The 17,673-nt window shown below is 67.4% G+C and carries 16 protein-coding genes; 8 read left to right on the top strand and 8 right to left on the bottom strand.

All coding sequences use genetic code 11. From position 1 onward, the window contains the following. Positions 1-351: 351 nt before the first annotated feature. Positions 352-2,199: a choice-of-anchor P domain-containing protein gene (locus ACFHYQ_RS26665; RefSeq protein WP_394303990.1), complete on the bottom strand. Its 1,848-nt coding sequence runs from the start codon at positions 2,197-2,199 to the stop codon at positions 352-354. A 569-nt stretch (positions 2,200-2,768) separates the two neighbouring features. Between ACFHYQ_RS26665 and ACFHYQ_RS26660 the strand changes: the two genes are divergently transcribed. The 3 genes from ACFHYQ_RS26660 (at position 2,769) to ACFHYQ_RS26650 (ending at position 4,245) form a co-directional block, all read left to right on the top strand. Next, positions 2,769-3,254 (top strand): hypothetical protein, encoded by a 486-nt coding sequence (locus ACFHYQ_RS26660; protein ID WP_394303890.1) that lies wholly within the window; start codon positions 2,769-2,771, stop codon positions 3,252-3,254. A gap of 20 nt (positions 3,255-3,274) precedes the next feature. Further along, on the top strand, positions 3,275-3,766 hold the full coding sequence (locus tag ACFHYQ_RS26655) for a DUF3995 domain-containing protein (RefSeq protein ID WP_394303889.1): 492 nt from the start codon (positions 3,275-3,277) through the stop codon (positions 3,764-3,766). Positions 3,767-3,894: 128 nt separating this feature from the next. Beyond that, positions 3,895-4,245 carry a 4a-hydroxytetrahydrobiopterin dehydratase gene (locus tag ACFHYQ_RS26650; RefSeq protein ID WP_394303888.1) on the top strand — a complete coding sequence of 117 codons (351 nt, stop codon included), beginning with the start codon at positions 3,895-3,897 and terminating at the stop codon, positions 4,243-4,245. 166 nt (positions 4,246-4,411) lie between these two features. On the opposite strand, the gene ACFHYQ_RS26645 is transcribed toward ACFHYQ_RS26650, so the two are convergent. Beyond that, positions 4,412-5,326: a hypothetical protein gene (locus ACFHYQ_RS26645; protein ID WP_394303887.1), complete on the bottom strand. Its 915-nt coding sequence runs from the start codon at positions 5,324-5,326 to the stop codon at positions 4,412-4,414. 533 nt (positions 5,327-5,859) lie between these two features. Here ACFHYQ_RS26645 and ACFHYQ_RS26640 point away from each other — a divergent pair. Then, positions 5,860-6,627: a hypothetical protein gene (locus ACFHYQ_RS26640; RefSeq protein WP_394303886.1), complete on the top strand. Its 768-nt coding sequence runs from the start codon at positions 5,860-5,862 to the stop codon at positions 6,625-6,627. Positions 6,628-6,975: 348 nt separating this feature from the next. Here the strand turns inward: ACFHYQ_RS26640 and ACFHYQ_RS26635 are convergent, their stop codons facing one another. Continuing rightward, positions 6,976-7,956: an AraC family transcriptional regulator gene (locus ACFHYQ_RS26635; protein WP_394303885.1), complete on the bottom strand. Its 981-nt coding sequence runs from the start codon at positions 7,954-7,956 to the stop codon at positions 6,976-6,978. A 261-nt stretch (positions 7,957-8,217) separates the two neighbouring features. On the opposite strand from ACFHYQ_RS26635, the gene ACFHYQ_RS26630 reads away from it, so the two are divergent. After that, complete coding sequence (locus ACFHYQ_RS26630) at positions 8,218-9,270, top strand: DUF5685 family protein (RefSeq protein ID WP_394303884.1); 1,053 nt, start codon at positions 8,218-8,220, stop codon at positions 9,268-9,270. 171 nt (positions 9,271-9,441) lie between these two features. Further along, on the top strand, positions 9,442-10,446 hold the full coding sequence (locus tag ACFHYQ_RS26625) for a LuxR C-terminal-related transcriptional regulator (RefSeq protein ID WP_394303883.1): 1,005 nt from the start codon (positions 9,442-9,444) through the stop codon (positions 10,444-10,446). 91 nt (positions 10,447-10,537) lie between these two features. Here the strand turns inward: ACFHYQ_RS26625 and egtD are convergent, their stop codons facing one another. The 5 genes from egtD to ACFHYQ_RS26600 all read right to left on the bottom strand — a co-directional run bounded on the left by egtD (position 10,538) and on the right by ACFHYQ_RS26600 (position 15,617). After that, positions 10,538-11,503: an L-histidine N(alpha)-methyltransferase gene (egtD, locus tag ACFHYQ_RS26620; RefSeq protein ID WP_394303882.1), complete on the bottom strand. Its 966-nt coding sequence runs from the start codon at positions 11,501-11,503 to the stop codon at positions 10,538-10,540. After that, positions 11,500-12,258, bottom strand: a complete 759-nt coding sequence (gene egtC / locus ACFHYQ_RS26615; RefSeq protein ID WP_394303881.1) for an ergothioneine biosynthesis protein EgtC — start codon at positions 12,256-12,258, stop codon at positions 11,500-11,502. The genes egtD and egtC overlap by 4 nt, the downstream gene beginning before the upstream one ends. Continuing rightward, positions 12,258-13,589 carry an ergothioneine biosynthesis protein EgtB gene (egtB, locus tag ACFHYQ_RS26610; protein ID WP_394303880.1) on the bottom strand — a complete coding sequence of 444 codons (1,332 nt, stop codon included), beginning with the start codon at positions 13,587-13,589 and terminating at the stop codon, positions 12,258-12,260. Before egtB ends, egtC begins: the two co-directional genes overlap by 1 nt. After that, complete coding sequence (gene egtA / locus ACFHYQ_RS26605; protein WP_394303879.1) at positions 13,586-14,851, bottom strand: ergothioneine biosynthesis glutamate--cysteine ligase EgtA; 1,266 nt, start codon at positions 14,849-14,851, stop codon at positions 13,586-13,588. The genes egtB and egtA overlap by 4 nt, the downstream gene beginning before the upstream one ends. Positions 14,852-15,095: 244 nt before the next feature. Next, positions 15,096-15,617 carry a hypothetical protein gene (locus ACFHYQ_RS26600; RefSeq protein WP_394303878.1) on the bottom strand — a complete coding sequence of 174 codons (522 nt, stop codon included), beginning with the start codon at positions 15,615-15,617 and terminating at the stop codon, positions 15,096-15,098. A gap of 635 nt (positions 15,618-16,252) precedes the next feature. Between ACFHYQ_RS26600 and ACFHYQ_RS26595 the strand changes: the two genes are divergently transcribed. Then, positions 16,253-17,122, top strand: coding sequence for a metallophosphoesterase family protein (locus ACFHYQ_RS26595; protein WP_394303877.1), 870 nt, complete (start codon positions 16,253-16,255; stop codon positions 17,120-17,122). 126 nt (positions 17,123-17,248) lie between these two features. Then, the gene (locus ACFHYQ_RS26590; protein ID WP_394303876.1) at positions 17,249-17,650 is read left to right on the top strand and encodes a hypothetical protein; all 402 of its coding nucleotides are present in this window, start codon (positions 17,249-17,251) and stop codon (positions 17,648-17,650) included. Positions 17,651-17,673 lie beyond the last annotated feature (23 nt).

Raw genomic sequence — 17,673 nt, 5'->3', positions numbered from 1 at the left:
CGCCCGTGTTCCATGCGAGGTTTACGGCATTCGCGCGAATTTTTGTGATCTAGGTCACATTCCCCGCTGATCTGGTGAGTTCTGCCGGTGTGACGGTCCGCAGAAACGGGAAACGGGAGCATCACCACCACCGCGAACAGCGCGAACGCCGTCCGGATCCTGAAGACCTCGGCGTGCTCACGCATTGCCCGGTGGCGTTCTCCTGCTCTGGGTCCGCCTGCTTGCTCGGCGATGGTCTCCTGCCGGGCGATGGTCTCCTGCCGGGCGATGGCCTGGCCCATCCTGGCCGAGGCCGGGCGGAGCTATGGTGTTCCGCCCGGCCTCGGGGTTGATCGGTTCAGGTGGGTTGGGTTATGGGCAGTTGCCGATATCGCTTTCGGAGGAGGCCAGGACCACGTTGGTCTTGGCCAGGCCGAGGGCGTCGACGGTGACGTGGACGGCGTTGACGGTCAGGCCCTTGTCGGGGGTGGTGAAGGGGGTCTGTTCGTTGAGGACGAGCTTGACGACGCCGACGTTGACCGTGGTGTTGGGTTGGATGTTGGTGGGTTCTGCGATGACCACCGTGTTGCCGACCTTGAGGAAGGCGATCGTGGTGGTTCCGCTGGATCCGGCACAGGTGGTGGTGGAGCTGGAATTGATGGTCTTGACGCTGATCACCGGGATGCCGGTGATCCCGATGGTGGTGTCGTCGATGGAGGCGGTTGCCACGGATTCGCCGGGGAATTCGGTGGTGGCGACCTTGGCGCACAGGGCGTGCGCGCTGATCAGTCCGCTGAGGGTGGCGGTGCAGGGCACCGAGGTGGTGCTGGTCGAGGTGGTGGAGATGTCGCCGGTGTCGGGGGTGGGTGCGATCTTGACCAGTTGGATGCCGGCCAGGGCGGCGCCGGCGGTCAGGCCGTAGGCCCGTCCGGTCAGCCGCTGCGGCGTGACGGTGACTTGTTCGGCGCTGCACGGCGAGGTGACGGAGTTGTTGCCGGCGTCGCCGCTGTAGGTGGCGGCCCACCGGTAGGTGCCGGCCGCGCCGATGGTCACCTTGCCCGACTCGGCGGCGCCGCTGCCCGACACCGTCCCGGTACGAGTCGCGATGGGCGTCGCGCAGTCCGTGTCGCCAGGGCCGTACAGCTTGAACGTGACGGTGCCCGTGGGGTGGGACCCGCCGGACAGGGTCGCCGTATCAGAGACGTCCCCGCCAGCGGGCACCGGGCCCGATGGCGTCGTGACGATCGACGGGGTCGCCTTCGGGACGTGTTCGGTGATCGTTTCAGTGAAGCCCGGTGACAGGACGCCGTTGATCAGGAAGTCCGCCTTGCAGGTAACGGTGCTTCCCGGTACGGCTCCGGCCCCGACGGAGACGGTCTCCGTGAAGGTGGCGTCATCGCCGCTGGTCACCGTCCGACTGCCCGGGGTCAGGGACACCGACAGGTTCGGATCGCAGTCACGCAGCCGGTGGGTGACCGTGACCGGGAGGTTGTGCAGGGCCGCCAGGATGGTGTCGCTGACCTCCGAGGGGTTGAGGCCGGAGAACAGCCGTCCGCCCGTGGCGTCGGTGATCGCGGTCGCCTGCCCGGTCGAGTCCAGCCCGGACAGGTCGAGCGCGAGCACAGTGATGTGGGCCGCCTGCAGGGCACTGATCGCATCGGCCAGCGTATGGCCGTTGCTGGGGTCATGGCTGGGGGCGTCCCCGATCAGCAACACGATCCGGGAACTGTTCGGCCGGAAGTCGACCTCCCCGGACGCGACCTGGAACAGACCGTTGATGCCGTCCTCGGGGTAGTCGCCGCCGCCCATCGCGACCAGTGAGTTGAGGCCGTTGGTGACGTCGGTCTGGTTGGCGGTGAGGTTCTGAGCCACCCGGAAGGACGTCGAGTCCGCCGACACGTCCCTGTACTCGGCGACCGCGAACTGCGCGTCCGGCTGCGCCGAGGCGACGTCGGACAAGATGGTGTTCGCATTGGTCTGCACGTTCGAGATGACCCCGCCCATGCTCCCTGTTGTGTCGATCAGGAACGCGATATCCGGCTTGGGCGGGACCGCCGGAGTGGACACGGTCTTGGCGATCGTCGTCGATCCGCCGGGGGCCAGGTTCAGCGTCACGTCCGCCGGGGTGACTCCGGGTGCGGCGGACGCCGTCCCCACCCCGGCCACCAGCATCGCACCGGCCGCCACCACGCACGCGGCGGCCTGTAATCTTCGCATCATTCTCACGGTGTCATTCCTTCTGGTGTGGCGTTATGCCATAACCAATTTGGGATAGCCGGCCGTGCAGAATTCCTATGATTTCTCCAGCCTGGACACCCTCTCCTCATGTGTTGGTGCGATCGGGTGCCAAATCGCATTGGTCGACAGCCTCGGTGACCTTTTCAGCGCCAGCCGCTGATCAACGAGACGGGGTGTGGCCACGGTCATATGGTGACTGGTCGGCGAATCGATGTAAATAGGCCACTTACGGCAAGTTCCCGACTGGCCACAGTCGGCCACTCCCCGCCGATGAAATGAATGATCCGCAGTTTGCCGCCCCAAAAAGGTCGGCCGTTTTCCAATCCTCCGGGCCGTCTGAATTGCGGCTATGTGCATCGCCGCAGAGTCGTCGACAGCTACTCATTGGGTCAGGACCACCATTCTGATCAAGGATCCGGCCGGTCGTTGCCATCGCCGGACGGGTCCGCCTTTCTGCGTGACAGATCCATCACAACGATTAGTAAGAGATCGACGCCAGATGGTAATGGGGGAAACTGGGGGAAGTGCCCCCGACCCCCGAGGTGCCTGCGATGGAAGACCCTCCGATCTGGGCCGTACGGCTCAAGCGTGAGCGACGCCCACTCGGCTGGTCACAGAAGGGTCTGGCCAGGAAACCGGCGGAGGTCGCCGGCCAGATCGACGTTCGCATACCGGAGAGGGCATCGCTCATTCGTTCGATCAAGAACTGGGAGGTGGGCAAGCATCACCCGCGCGACCCGTACCCGATGCTGCTCTCACGAGCCCTTGGAATCGGCGAGGAAGCACTGTTCGGCGAAGCCGTCGAGGTCCACACTCCCAAGGACGGCGACGATCTCCGTACATTGGAGTCAGCCGCTCGTGCCACCGAGGCCGGGCCGAAGCATCACGGCATCCTGGAGACAGGTCTTAGATTTCATGCGCCGCTTCGCGGCGCTCTCGTGGGGGACGGAACTGCTCTTATTCCGGCACAGCGAACCCGTGAAAGGCTGTTGACATGGGGGAAAGTGGTTCCGACCAGCACAACGGACCGGAAGTAGAGAGTGTTGGAAGCGACCGCGTGGCTGTGGCCGCGCGCCAATCGCAACGCTGGGTGTGGATCGCCGCGGCAGTCGGACTGCTGCATGCGGGATTCAGCGTCTACTGGGCGGTCGGTGGCGAGTGGCTCCTGGACACGGTGGGCGAATGGGCGGTTGATCTTCGACGCTCGTCACCGGTTGCCGCAGCGGCGGGTCTGGGCGTCATCGCGCTGGTGAAAGCGGCGGCTTCCGTCGCGCCGGTCACGGTGGCCTATGGCAGACTCACCCCGCCCCGATTGTGGCGAGCGCTGAGCTGGGTTGGAGGCGCGGGCTTAGCCCTATACGGCGGCATGAATGCTCTGATCAGCAATGCGGTACTGATCGGCCTGCTGGGTTCCGGTGATTACGACCGGACGGCAATGGCGGGTCACGCCTGGCTGTGGGATCCGCTGTTCCTCCTCTGGGGTGCCGCTCTGCTGATCCACCTGTGGCTGTCACGTCAAGAAGGGCGCACGTCATACTCCACGGCTTGAGGCCTGCATCGACGGCGCTCGTTGACCTCTTCCGCACCTCGCGAGCGCATGGGCGGGTACGGCACCCGGCCGGGAACTGGCCGAGATCATCTCTCAGTTCGCCTGAAATACCGGGATGGAGAATACGGATGCTCCCTCAGTCGCTGTCCGAAGAGGAGATCGCCGCCCATCTGGCCGACCTGCCGGGATGGGAACGCCAGGGCGAGGCCATTGCCCGCACGTTCAAGCGCACCTATCACGAGTGCGTGCACCTGACGATGTATGTGGCCGCCAAGGCCCGGGAGATCGGTCACCATCCCGACATCCACATCACCTGGCAGCGGATCCGTTTCGTGATCACCACACACGATGCCGGAAGCCGTCTCACGGCCAAGGACTTCGAACTCGCACGCCACATCGACGCGATCGCCGCCGGTCGCGAGGACGGCCTCGACTCCGTCCGATCCTCGGCGGACGCCGGAATTTCCTCCGCTCTTTGACCAGACGGCACCAGGTGCCCTCGGTCATGCCGGTAGTGATCAACTCCAGGTCGAGCATCGGCTTGCGCGCGTCGTGCGCGAGCGGCATCGATGAGCGTGCGTATTCGACCAGTTGTGCTCCGGGTGGCTGGTCTTCCAGGAGTGCAGTCGACCGCTGGGTCGAGGATCAAGGGAGGTAGATCTGCAGCCGCGCGTCATCGCGGATAAGGCGCCAGCCTTGCGCCGTTAGATGTTCCGACAGTAGGTCGGCCTGAGCAGGGTCGTAGCCCCAAACCTCTGGAAGGGATGCGCTCTGGATCAGATTGAACCGGCTATCCCGCAGTTCGGTCTCGACCGGGACCGGCGTGGTGGGGACGGCCTGCCGTTCCTGGTTGTCCGCTATTGGGTGGGTCGCATAGTCGAAAACGTCGTCGGCGTAGGGGCGGACCAGGGGCCAGAGTTCACGATCGTCGTATTCGTCGATGTCGGCAACGCTCTCCGGATCTTCCATGACGTACCGGTCCCGATAGAAGCCGAGGTAGCGGGGGTGGTAGATGTTGGGGTCCACTTCCCGGGCGCGGCCGTAGTTGCGGGCTGCCCGCAACTCGCTGAGTCGGGTGTCCTGGGCGAGGAGGGTACGGTCGACGATGCAGAGCACTCCGGCGAGCTCGCCCATGACCAACTCCCCACCTCTGCAGGCGGAACAGCACCAGCCGACGGCACCTTCAAGCTCGTCCGAATGCTCCTCAGCGAGCAGGGGGCCCTTGGCGGCTCGAGATCGCCAGTCGCCGCTGAAGATATTCGGTCCCCGGTAGGTGGCCAGCAGTCGTCCCCATCCGGTGACGATGCCGCTAATTACCCATGCGGGGCGCGATGTGCCCAATGTTGCGGTAGGACCGCCGAAGGTATGGACGGCGATATGCAACTGGTGGGCGCAACGGCCCTGGTAAAAGGCGAGGCCCAAGCCGTTCGCCAGCGCTTGGCCGCTGGTGGCGGCCAGGTCCATCTGCTGCTGACGCACGTACGGACAGTCCAGAGCGGCCAGCATGAATTGACGGGCGCGGCGAGCCTTCAACTCTGGCGGACGTTTCTTCTGGCTCACCGTACCATTTTGTCCGAGCGCCAGGAGGAGATAGCCGAAGTGGCCGATTTGTTATAGTTTGATGTGCGCTTCCATGCGGGACTCTCTGCCCGACCTGGACCCGGGATGCGATTTCCCTCGAACTCCACGGCCGATGTCTCGCCACGAACCCGTCCAGCCGCAACACTGGCCCACTCACGCTCGGTGAGTTTGTCGTTTACCCTCGGCCTCGGCCTCGATCGCACTGACCGCCGACTGACGACTACGGCTTGCACCGCCCTGGAGTCCAGCACGACTGTTCGAGCGAACCCCGGAAATCTAACCAGCTGTGTCTTTACGATTACCCTTTGCCCACAAACATCTACATTGACGGGTTCAACTTGTATTACGGATGGCTGAAGGGCACCCCGTACGAGTGGCTGGATCTCGACGCCCTTCATGACGACAGCATCACTCAGAGTGCTACATCGTTTACACCGTGTTTCCGGGACGTGTGGGACGTTCTGCTTTACGGTCGAGTTACGTCCTCAACGTCCCCGATTCGAGGCCCAGCGATGCCGAACGACTCTCTGCGCCACGCGATGGCAAATGCGAAACTTACCGAAAGGAACCTCGCCGAGCGGTGCGAGGTGGACGTCAAAACGGTGTCCCGCTGGCTGGCCGACGAAGGGCGGATGCCGCATCCCCGTCACCGGTGGGCGGCCGCCGAAGCGCTGGGGGTGGATGAGTCCGTGCTGTGGCCCGAGGCGATACGCAACGTGGTGAAGACCGGGCCGGACCGAGAGGTCTTGGCGGTCTACCCCTACCGATCCGCCTGCCCCAAGAGCGTGTGGCGCACGCTGATCGCCAACGCCAAGTCGGAGATTACCCTCGCCGGGTACACGAACTACTTTCTCTGGCTGGAACACCCCAATCTGGCCAAGGTACTCAAGCGCAAGGCCGAGCAGGGCTGCCGCATCCGGTTCCTGCTCGGCGATCCCGACAATGAGGTCACCCGCCAACGAGAGGAGGCTGAGGCCGTACCGCTGACGGTGTCCACCCGGATCCGGATCACGCTGGCCGAACTGGATCAGTTGAGGGAGGTCTCCGGCATCGAGGCGCGCTTCGGTGACGAACACATCGCGCTGTCGGTGTTCCAGTTCGACGATGAAATGCTCGTCACCCCCCACCTTGCCAGATTGGTCGGCCATGACTCGCCGATGCTGCATCTCAAGCGCCTTCAGAACGATGGCCTTTATGACCGCTTTTCCGGCAACGTCAGTGAGTTGTGGTCGGGCGGCCGGAATATCTGGACGGACACGTCGAGCACACCGACTACCTGAAGCGGCGACGCCACATTGACGCGATCGGTGCCGAGGCGGATATCCGGGAGGGCCGCGCCCATGTCTTCGACACACCGAGGTCGGCGCCTTCAGTCTGGATCAGAGGTTCGATAGAGGCGCGAAAGCCGGGCCACCGCCTAAGGTGGTTGACCCGGCTTCGCTCATGACCCCCAACAGACCATGCATCACGAATAGTAGCTGAATCATCACACTCCGCAAGTGGTTTTCATCAAGTTCCGGGTGTCCGCTCGGGTCAGGGCGTGCCGTCCTCGGTGCTCTGTACGGCTTCCGCCTGGCGGTTCCGCCGTCCGCACGACGACCGGGCCGGCGGGTGTGAGGCTCCCCGGGTCAGCGGGTCAGTGTCTCGGCGGGGGTCTCCCCGAAACGCTCCCGGTAGACGCGGGAGAACTGGCCGAGGTGGACGAACCCCCAGCGGCGGGCGACTTCGGCGATGGTCGCGGTGTCCGGGCCGCAGGCGGTCAACTCGGCACGCGCGCGTTCCAGCCGTACGTCCCGCAGGTAGGCCGTGGGCGTGGTCTCCAGATGGCGGCGGAACCCTTCCTGCAGGGTTCGCACGCCCACGCCGACGGCCTCGGCGATGTCCGACACGGTGAGGGGTTCGGCAGCGCACGCCTCGAACAGTTCCATGGCCCTCTTCACCGCGGCCGGAGCCGTGCACGGCTGCTCCCCGGACAGCGCCGGGGTGTAGTTGTTGGGCTGGGTCAGCAGGAGCTGTGTCATGAGCAGCCCCTCCAGCTGTTCGAGGGCCAGCGGCCGGGTGAGGATGTCACCGTCGGTCTCCGCCTCCCGCCGGAGCAGGTCGACGATTGACAGCCAGGACCGGGCGAGGGGCCGGGTCAGGTCCATGCCCAGCGAGAAGACGAGCGGCCTGTGCAACTCCCGCCCCAGCAGGCCGCCGAGGTGGGCTTCCAGCTCCCAGCGGTCGAACGATGCGACAAGATGCGACGCCCCGGTCAACCAACGCATGGTCATGCACTCCGTCGGCGACTCCACGCAGCCGAACCCAGGCGTGGCCAGGACCTGATCCCGGCCGAGGGACACCTCAACGGCGCCGGCCAGCGGGAGCGACACGAGGAAGCAACTCTCCCATGCGTCGGCCGTGATCGACACCTCTCCTCCGTAGTCGATCGAGTACAGACCGGTCCGGTCGAAGGTCGTCCCGTTCATCCGGGTGTGGAACCCAGCCGCGTGCTTCCCCAGGCGCAGTTCGTGGGGAGCCAAGGCATGGCCCACCCTCGCCCGGGCTTCGTCGATGTCACGTGTGTGGAACAGCTCATGCGTGGCGAGCGGCAGCGATCGAGCGGGCATGTCCACCTCCTCGGAGGTCGCGCGGCCCCGACGGGCACCCGTCAGCCGGACAGCGGCCGCGCGTTCGCACCGGACCTGTGGCTCAACTCGCATGATATGAGGAGCGAGCAAGTCGACATCGACCCGCATGACGGTCTCCCGCCCTGCCCTCGCGCGCCACGGCGAAACGATCCGCCGCGCGACGGAGGCGCGATCAGATGAGACGCCGCTAATATTCCTCGGGCCCTTCTGGATAGCACGCTGTGAAGTTCGCGAGGCCTCGTGTTCGGAATCATTCGCCCATGCAGCAGGCACGGGTGCCCGTCACTGCTCCGGGCATGGCGGGCTCACCTGTGCGGGCTGTGCCTGACCCTGCGCGACAGCCAAGGACAGGGGGCGCGGCTGGCCACAAACTACGACGGTTTGATCATCTCGGTCCTGGCCGAGGCGCAGAGCCCGCACGACTCCCCCCATCGGATCGCGGGCCCCTGCGCACTGCGCGGGTTCCGATCGGCCGAGGTGGTCGACGCCCGAGCCCGGGGCGTACAACTGGCCGCCGCGGTCTCGCTGGTGCTGGCCGCAGGCAAGCTCCGCGACCACGTGGCCGACGGCGACGGCGCTCCCGGCACCCGAGCGGCCCGCACGATGCTGGCGTCCCGATGGGAGACGGCCGGAGCCCGGATGGGCGCGTCGGTCGGATTCGACGCGGCCGTGCTGACAGCCGCGGTCGATCGTCAGTTCGAACTGGAGGGCGCCCTCGGCACGGCCGGCCTGCTCGACCTCACCGCCCCCACCGAGGAGGCCGTCGCGGCCGCGTTCGCGTATACCGCGACGCTCGCCGGAAGGCCGGGGAACGCCGCCGCGCTGGCCGAGGCGGGCCGGTTCTTCGGCCGGATCGCGCACCTGCTGGACGCCGTCGAAGACCAGGAGGAGGACGCCGCCCGCGAGGCCTTCAACCCGCTGACCGCGACCGCCACCCCCCGCGCCGAAGCGCGGCGGCTCTGCGACGACGCGGCCCGCGGCCTCGCCCTGGCACTGCGCGAGCTGGAACTGGCCGACCGTCACCTGGTGGACATGCTGCTCGACACCGAGGTACGCCGGGCGATCGAACGTGCCTTCGGCGAACATGCCGCGGCAGCCTCGTACGATCGGCCCGGCTGGGTACGCAAGTCGGCGGCCGGGGTGGGGACCTTCTTCACCTGTGGCCTGTGGCGGCCCCGGTGGAGCAGGCGCAGGGGCCGCCCCTCCGAGGAACGCTGCTACCTGGGTGACGGCAGCTGCTGCGAGTGCTGTGAATGTTGCAACTGCTGCCGATGTTGCGAATCCTGTGACTGACGGCCCGGGCTCACCCGCGCCCCTGTTCCAGCGGGCGGCCCAGCACCTGGGCGTCGCATCATCCCCACGGTCACCTGGGTACGGCATTTCTCACCGCGGGCGCTCCCCGCGGGAAACGGCTCGGCGCTCTCCCTGTTCCGGGCGGACTCGTGGGGTGCCCTCGTCGACCAGGTGTCGTCGCTGTCAGCCGTACGGTTGCCCGACGGCTACGATCCGGGGCGGCTGGTCCAGTTGGACGGCGCGGGACGGGCGGGGATCCGCACCCCGCGGACGATCGTCACGACCGACCCGGGTGCGGCGAGCGCGAAACTGTCGAGCGAGCGAATCATCGTCAAGGCCCTCGATCGGCATTTCGTGGAGACCGAACCCGGCACCATGGAGGGGATCTTTCCGGAAATCGTCGATGGCGCCGGAGCCGGGAGCCTCGCCGTACGAGACGCGCCGGTGATCGTCCAGGAGTACGTCGATCACTGGGCGGAAATCCGCGTCTACTACCTGGACGGTGAGATCCGGGCCTTCCGCGTCGGCAAACCCTCACCGGAGGCGATCTGGCGCGACGCGGCGTCGGTCGCGGTATCTCCGACGTCGGCCCCCGAGCCCGTGGCCGAGGCGGTGCACAGGCTCGCCGGGCTCTGGGGGCTGCGCTACGGCGCCTTCGACTTCCTGCTGACCGGGGATGGGCCGGTCTTCCTCGAGGTGAATCCCGACGGCGACTGGCGGTGGTTCGAATCGAAGGCCGGCGTCGACGACGTCTCCATCTCAGCGCTTTCCCTGGTGCGGACGCTCCACCGCCAGGCGACCCGGAAAGGTCCTGCGACGATCGATCTGGCCGGGTTTCTCGTGCTGGGCACCGGCCGGGCGTGCCAGGCGAAAGACCCGGCACCGAACATGGACGCATGCGTGGAATCCGACCCGAAATTTCTTATGGATCTTGTTTCCGGCGGTCTGATAAATGATCGCGACAGACGGTTGATCGTCATGCTGGCCAGGGGGTACACGACCACGAGAATCGCCCATGAGATGCATCTCAGCAGATACACCGTGGCGGAGCGGATAAGCAAGCTCCTCGACCGGTTCGCCTGCAGCAACCGCAGCCAGCTCGTGGCGTATTTCTACGCGCACAAGCTCCTGCACGTCGGGATCTGGCCTCCCGGCGCCTCCGACGGCGTCGGCTAGTGCAGCGCCGTCCGCCTGATCCCTGATCCACAAGCGCGACGAAAGATGGGCCGCGCCGGATCCCCCGCGCGGCCCATTCATATACCGCGAGCTACGACCGGACCGCCAGTGACACCGCGTAGCGGCCCGCGGCATCGGTCCACCAGTGGCGCTGTTCCAGCCCCGCGGCCGCGAGTTCGGCCCGCACGCCGGCCTGCCGGAACTTGACGGAGATCTCCGTACGGAGCTCCTCTCCCGCGTCGAAGGACACCACCAGATCGAGTTCCGGAATCTTGACGGTGAGCTCGGCACGGGCCCGCAGCCGCATCTCCATCCACTCGTTCGCCGCGTCCCAGCAGGCGACGTGGTCGAAGGCCCCGGGGTCGAAGTCCGCGCCGAGCTCCCGGTTGATCACCTCCAGCACGTTCTTGTTGAACTCCGCGGTGACACCGCTGGCGTCGTCGTATGCCGCGATCAGGACGTCCACGTCCTTCACCAGGTCCGTGCCCAGCAGCAAAGCGTCCCCGGGGCCGAGGAGGTCCCGTACGTCCCGCAGGAACGCGGCCCTCTCGTCGGGCAGCAGGTTCCCGATGGTGCCACCGAGGAAGGCCACCAGGCGTGGTCCCGGGGTGGCGGGAAGGGCCAGCCTCTGGTGGAAGTCGGCGATCAGTGCGTGAACCGACAGCCCGGGGTACTCGGCCAGCAGCGCCATCCCAGCCTGGACCAGCGCGCTCTCGCTCACATCGACGGGGATGTAGCTCTCCAGACCACCCAAGGCGTCGATGAGGTGGCGGGTTTTCTCTGAGGAGCCGGAGCCGAGCTCTACCAGCGTGCGGGCCCTGGTGGCCGCCGCGATCTCCCCGGCGCGCGCCACCAGGATCTCCCGCTCGGCCCGGGTCGGGTAGTACTCGGCGAGCCGAGTGATCTCCTCGAACAGCTCGCTGCCCCGAGCGTCGTAGAACCACTTGGGAGGCAACTGCTTGGAGTGGCGGGTCAAACCGGCCAGTACGTCGGTCCGCAGAGCGTCAGCGGTGTCAGCGGCGGGCAGTAGGCGGGAGACGGCGAGTGCGGTCGTCACAGCGGGGGCTCCTTGAGCGGCGTCAGACAGACGTCGGTACGGGTGGCGGTCAGCAAGGTGTGGTCGGGGACCTCGATCCAGCGGGGGTCGTCGTCGTACGGTTCCGAGGCGACGACGACGGCACCCCGTTCGGGCTCGACGAGGTAGTAGAGGCTGTCGCCCCAGGCCGTGGCCGCCACCGTGTCGCCGTCGGTGAGCAGCAGGTTGAGCCTGGATCCGGGAGCCGCGGCGGCCAGTTCGGCCGCCGTGTCGGCCAGGGCGGGGCCGGGAGCCGCCCCGGCGTCCAACCGGTGCAGCACCAGCGCCCAGACCAGCGCGGAGTCGCACCGCGCCTCCAGCTCGAGCAGTGCCACCGAGGGCAGTCCGGCCGCGTTCTTCGCAACCGCGTGCGGCCAGCCCTCCACCTTGCCGTTATGGCCGAACAGCCAGCGCCCCGAGGCGAAGGGAGCGGCCGCGGACTCTCCTCCGTCGGTGCCCTCGGTGGCGCTGCGGACGGCGGCGAGCAGCGCCCGGGTGCGGATCACCCGGGCGAGGTCTGCGAACACCGGATCAGCCCAGATCGGCCCGGACCGCCGGTAGCGGGCAGGCACTGGATCCCAGGGTGCGTACCAGCCGACGCCGAAGCCGTCGGCGTTGACCGTCCCGTACCGCTGCCGGCGCGGCCGCCAGGACTGCCGAAGCAACCCGTGGACCGGCTCGGACAGTACCGATCCGATCAGGACGTCATCGCCCAGGTAGGCGATCTGACGGCACATCAGCCCTCGCCCCGATCCGCGTCGCGGGCGGTCCGGAAGCCGGCGAAGATCTGCCGGCGGATCGGGAGGTCCCAGTTGCGGAAGGTACCGCGGCAGGCCACCTGGTCGACGGCGAACGAACCTCCGCGTAGCACCTTGTACCGGCCGCCGAAGAAGACCTCGGAATACTCGCGGTAGGGGAAGGCGGCGAAGCCCGGGTAGGGCAGGAAGTCGCTGGCCGTCCACTCCCATACGTCGCCGATCAACTGCCGCACGCCGCTTGGGGATTCGCCGGACGGGTAGCCTCCGACCGGCCCAGGCCGAAGATGACGCTGACCAAGGTTGGCGTGCTCCCGTGTCGGATCCTCGTCTCCCCAGGGATAGCGGAGTGAGCGCCCGGTGGCGGGATCGTAGCGAGCCGCCTTCTCCCACTCGGCCTCGGTGGGCAGCCTCCGCCCAGCCCAGCGAGCGTACGCGTCGGCCTCGTACCAGCTCACGTGGAGCACCGGCTCATCCAGCGGCACCGGCTCGACCCTGCCGAAACGCCGGCACAGCCACTCACCGCCTTCACGGAACCAGAACAGCGGTGCCGCCAGACCGTGTTCGCGGACCTGTGCCCAGCCCTCCGGTGCCCACCAGCGCTGGACACGGTAGCCGCCGTCCTCGATGAACTCCAGATACGCGCGGTTGGAGACCGGGACGGTGTCGAGGTGGAAAGCCGGTACGGAGCGCCGGTGGGCGGGGCGCTCGTTGTCCAGCGCCCACACGTCGGTGGATGTCCCCATGATGAACTCACCACTGACGATGAGGACTTCGCTTGGCAGCCCGGCCGCGTCGGCAGGGGCCGGCGGAGGCGCGGGGGCGGCCAGCACCGCGGGCCCGGAGCGCAACTGGTGGGTGATCAGCATGGTCTCGTCGTGCTGCTGCTCGTGCTGCGCGACCATGCCGAAGGCGAAGCCCGCATCAACCAGCGGCGAGCCGGTGAGTGGTGTGCCCTCCAGCACGTCGAGCACCCGGCTGCGGACCTCGGACACATAGCCGCGCGCCTCGGCGGGCGGCAGCAGGGGCAGCCGCGGCCGCTCGACGCGCGGATGTTCGAAGGCATCGTAGATCGAGTCCAGGTCGGGGCGGACCGCCTCTCGCCCGGCGACGGCGCGCAGCAGCCACTGCTCCTCCTGGTTGCCGATGTGCGCCAGGTCCCACACCAGAGGCGACATCAATGGTGAGTGCTGGGCCATGAGTTCGCCATCGTCCACGCAGTCGATAAGTGCCTGAGTGCGCCTTCGGGCAGTCAGCAACACGGCTGCGGTCCGTTCCCGCAGCACCTCGGGGTCGAGTTCGAGCGCGATCATGTCTGGCTCTCCTTCCTGCTGATACGGTCAAGGAGGTCGTCCGCGGGACATCGGCCCCGCGTAACGTAGCGGTCGGTGAAGTCGGCTACCGCGGCCAGTACGTCGGCGGAGGCTCCCAGCCGGGGCAGCGCCCGGCGCGCGGCCGCGAAACAATCCACAGCGGCCGTATGCAGCCCGGGGTGCTCCAGCCCTCGGCATGCCGCCTCCCGCCAGAGGAGGTTGCGGGGTCCGGGATCGACCTGGTCGGCGAGGCGGTCGGCGACCCGGTGGGCGAACTCAGCCGCCTCCAGGTCGTCGAAGAGCGCCGCGGTGACGGCCATCGGCACCACCCAGCCGTCGGGGCCGGGCTGGGCGTCAATCATCCGGAGCTCGAGGTGGCCGCGCGGACGCACTGGGGGAAAGAGCGTGGTCAGGTGATAATCGATGTCCTCGACGGTGACCGGCCTCGGGCCGCCGCCGCGGATCCAGTCCCGGAGGGTGAGCCCGGCCGGAGTCTCCCAGGGGCCCTCCGGGGTGCGGACGCACAACACCGGTGTGTCGAGGGCATGCGTGGTCCAGGCTTCGCGTGCGCTCGGTCCGGGGCCCGGCGCCAGACCCCGGACCTGGTCGAGCGAGGCCCAGACGCCCTGACGGGTGGACTTCCATCCGGTCGGGCGGCCCTGCCGCAGCGGCGAGTTGGCGAAGGCGGCGACCAGCACGGGGCCCAGCAGATGGGCAAGCCGCCAGCGCCGTTCGATCCCGAACGGCCCCGCGCCGTCCTGGCCGGCGTCAAGGCAGATTTGGACCGAGGCGGTGGCACTCATCATCACCCGGCCGTCTGGTCCGGTCCGGTCGAAGTAGCGCTCCATCGCCACGTATCGCGGGTGGTCCAGGATCCGGCGGGGCGGATGCCAGGGGTCGAGGCCGTATCCGGCGAGGCCGAGCCCGAAGCAGGCCAGCCGGGTCCGAACCAGCTCCAGGTCCGCGGCGGTCTCACTCGCGCACGCGGTGAGTGAGACCGCCGGCCGCGAGCTGAGCTCCAGTTGGCCGCCGGGCTCGATGGTGAGTGCGGACCGTAACGGCAAGCCGCCCACGGCTGCCAGGGCCCGCGTGAGCCGGGCAGGAGCGACCGGGTCACGCGGCTCCAGCAGGTCGTGGACAAGCCATTCGACCTCGATCCCGATCCTTCGGGGTGTGCCGGTCTTGAAGCAGATGTCCGCCAAGCGGGCCTCCGCTTCCTGCTCGGTGACTGCGCGTCGGCGGCTGATGTCGTCCAACAGCAACGGGTGATCCTCTCTTTCTTTGCCACGGTCCTGGCAGAGGAGTCGAACAGGGGCTCTCCCCGCTCGCCGTCAACGACCTGCACGCCGCGCACTCCGAGAACCGGGCTGTCGCCGAGGCGCCACGGCCCCGTTGGAATGAGGGCCGGCCTCCGGTGGCCGACGACGTCGGCGAGCAGGCGACTCCCCCGCCCGCGAGGTGGCATGATCGAACGGGCGTGGTCTTGGAGGCCGTGTCCCTCCCTGCTCAGCGCGCCATCCTCCTGCCAGGAGAGCTGGTCGCGGAGTGACGGCTGACCTGGTTCAGCGGCGGCCGGAGGGTGGAGGACCGCCTGCCGCCGACCACCGTCGCCGCCCCTCGTGGGTGGGGGGCGTGAGCAGGTCCGGCCGGCGCGACCGCCCGGCACGCTCGGGCGACACCGCTCATGCCGGAGTGCGGCTCGCATGTGATCCCGATGCGGCGCGTCGCCGGAAAGTTGCGGTAGACCCTCGTCAGGCGCCGCTCCGCCGCGCTTACGGTCGGCTGCGTCGGCACCACGCGCTCAACACCGCCGAACTTCGGCGGGGCGGTATCACCGGGCAACAGCGCAGCCGCCTCCTCGGCGATCCGCAGAGCTTGACGAGCGAGCGGGCGCCCCTTGCCGTACCGGCCGAGGACATTCACGAACAGGTCGTTCACGGCGAACAGGTGATCGTCACACTCGTCCAGCGACCCCATACGCGCGTCGCCCGGCTCCGAGGCCAGCCCAACCTGCGGCGCAAGCGTCACTTCATCCCCCGCTGGAGTGAGACATGCTGACCTGACTATTGGATTGAAATATTATTCACCCCGATTTGTCAAGAATGTTCGATCGGCCATCCAACAGACAGCGTGCGGCAAGCGACGCAGCGCAACGCACAACCAAATCCGCGCCCAAGACCCACAGCCGCTTCGCCAGCGACCCCTTGCACGCTTGGTAAACGGCCCGATCGCATCCTGGCGCCGCGCCCCGATCGAAACCCGTAGGAGCGGGGTTCGAACCGGGCCTCCCACTCGGGTTCCAGTGCGTTACGGACCCGCGCTCGATGACACCCGTCCATGATCACAGGAATGCCGAGCGGTCGCAGTTTCGTCGCACCCGCGGAGCCGGCGCTGACATCCGGACGGCCCGCGAGGCTTGCCTGAGCCGTATACCCGGTCCCGAGCCGACGATTGAATCGACGCAGCGGAACGCCTCATGAACCGCGAGGGCCCGCGGCTCGACGACATCACGCTGAATGATTTCTTCGCCAGCTGAGAGCCGAGAAGCACGCGGGTCTCGGCGAGACGGCTGAGCATCAACAGCATACGTTCAGTCAGGAACGGTTGATCATCCCTGCCCTGCTGTGGCACCGTCGGAACGAGGACCCGTTACGACGATGAGGATGTGCCGATGCGCCGACGTTTCAGGTGGGCCACCGTTGCCGAGTGAGCGACTCGTCGCCATCAGCGACCTCCACGTCGGCTACCAGGAGAACCGGGCCATCGTCGACACGCTACGGCCGGGATCTCCCGGTGACTGGCTGATCGTGGCCGGTGACGTGTGCGAGTTCCTGGACGAGTTCGAACGCACGATGCGACTGCTCAGCGAGCGGTTCACGAAGGTCGTGTGGGCGCCGGGCAACCACGAACTGTGGACCCATCCCCGCGACCCGTCCCAACTCCGGGGCGAGGCCCGCTACCGCCGCCTCGTCGAGATCTGCCGCTCACTCGGCGTGTCCACCCCCGAGGATCCGTACCCGATCTGGGAGGGCCCCGGCGGTCCCGTCGTCGTGGCCCCGATGTTCCTCCTGTACGACTACACCTTCCGCATGCCGGGCGTGACGACCGTGGAGGCGGCGCTCGCGCTCGCCCACGAGACCGGGGTGGTCTGCACCGACGAGATGCTCCTGCACCCCGATCCGTACCCATCGCGTGAGGCGTGGTGCGCCGCCCGGCTGAAGGAGACCGAGCGGCGCCTCGAAGAGCGCCCCGGCGGGCTGCCGACGGTGCTGGTCAACCACTATCCCCTGGTGCGCGATCCGACGCAGGTCCTGCGCTATCCCCAGTTCGCCATCTGGTGCGGCACCACGCACACCGCCGACTGGCACCTGCGCTTCCGGGCCGCCGCCATCGTGTACGGCCACCTGCACATTCCCCGGACCTCCTGGCACGACGGCGTCCGCTTCGAGGAGGTATCCCTGGGTTACCCCCGGGAATGGCAGCCGCGTCACACGCCCCCCGGCCGTCTGCGGCAGATCCTGCCCGCCACCTGACCCGGCCAGCCTCGACCCCCACGCATCGGCCAGAGCTCCGGCGAGCCGAGACTCGACCGGAGCTCTGTTTTATTCCGAAGAGACTTCAGGTCCACGCTACCGCGTGTAACCGCCATCGCAGCCGGAATGGCTGCATTGGCAGCAGCCGTCACAGTGACAGCAGTCGTGACGCCGGCAGTCGTCGTACCGGCAGCAGCGGTCGCACCGGCAGTCGTCGCAGCGGCAGCAGTCATGCGGCCAGGCGGAGCTGTAGCCCTCCTGGACGACAGCGGCGCTGGCGGCGGTGGTGCCCATCAACGCACCCAGGCCGACGGCCCCTCCGGCCAACGCCGTGCTGAGAGCCAGGCCGGCCATGATGTCTCGGAATGCGAGCATCTGCGTTTCCCCCGTACAGAATTCATCCTGAATCGGATTCATTTCCTCTATCCCGAGGAAATGCCATTTGACGGCGGATTGAGCGCCATCTCCTGGAATGCATTGATTACCTGTCCCGCCAGCCACAAAACAGACATATTGGGCATTGAGTGAAGTATTGCCATATCACGACAGAA

This window comes from Sphaerimonospora cavernae, from assembly GCF_042435035.1.
Classification (GTDB): domain Bacteria; phylum Actinomycetota; class Actinomycetes; order Streptosporangiales; family Streptosporangiaceae; genus Sphaerimonospora; species Sphaerimonospora cavernae.
Note: the sequence above shows the minus strand (reverse complement) of the source record. Positions and strands in the feature narration are given on the sequence as shown.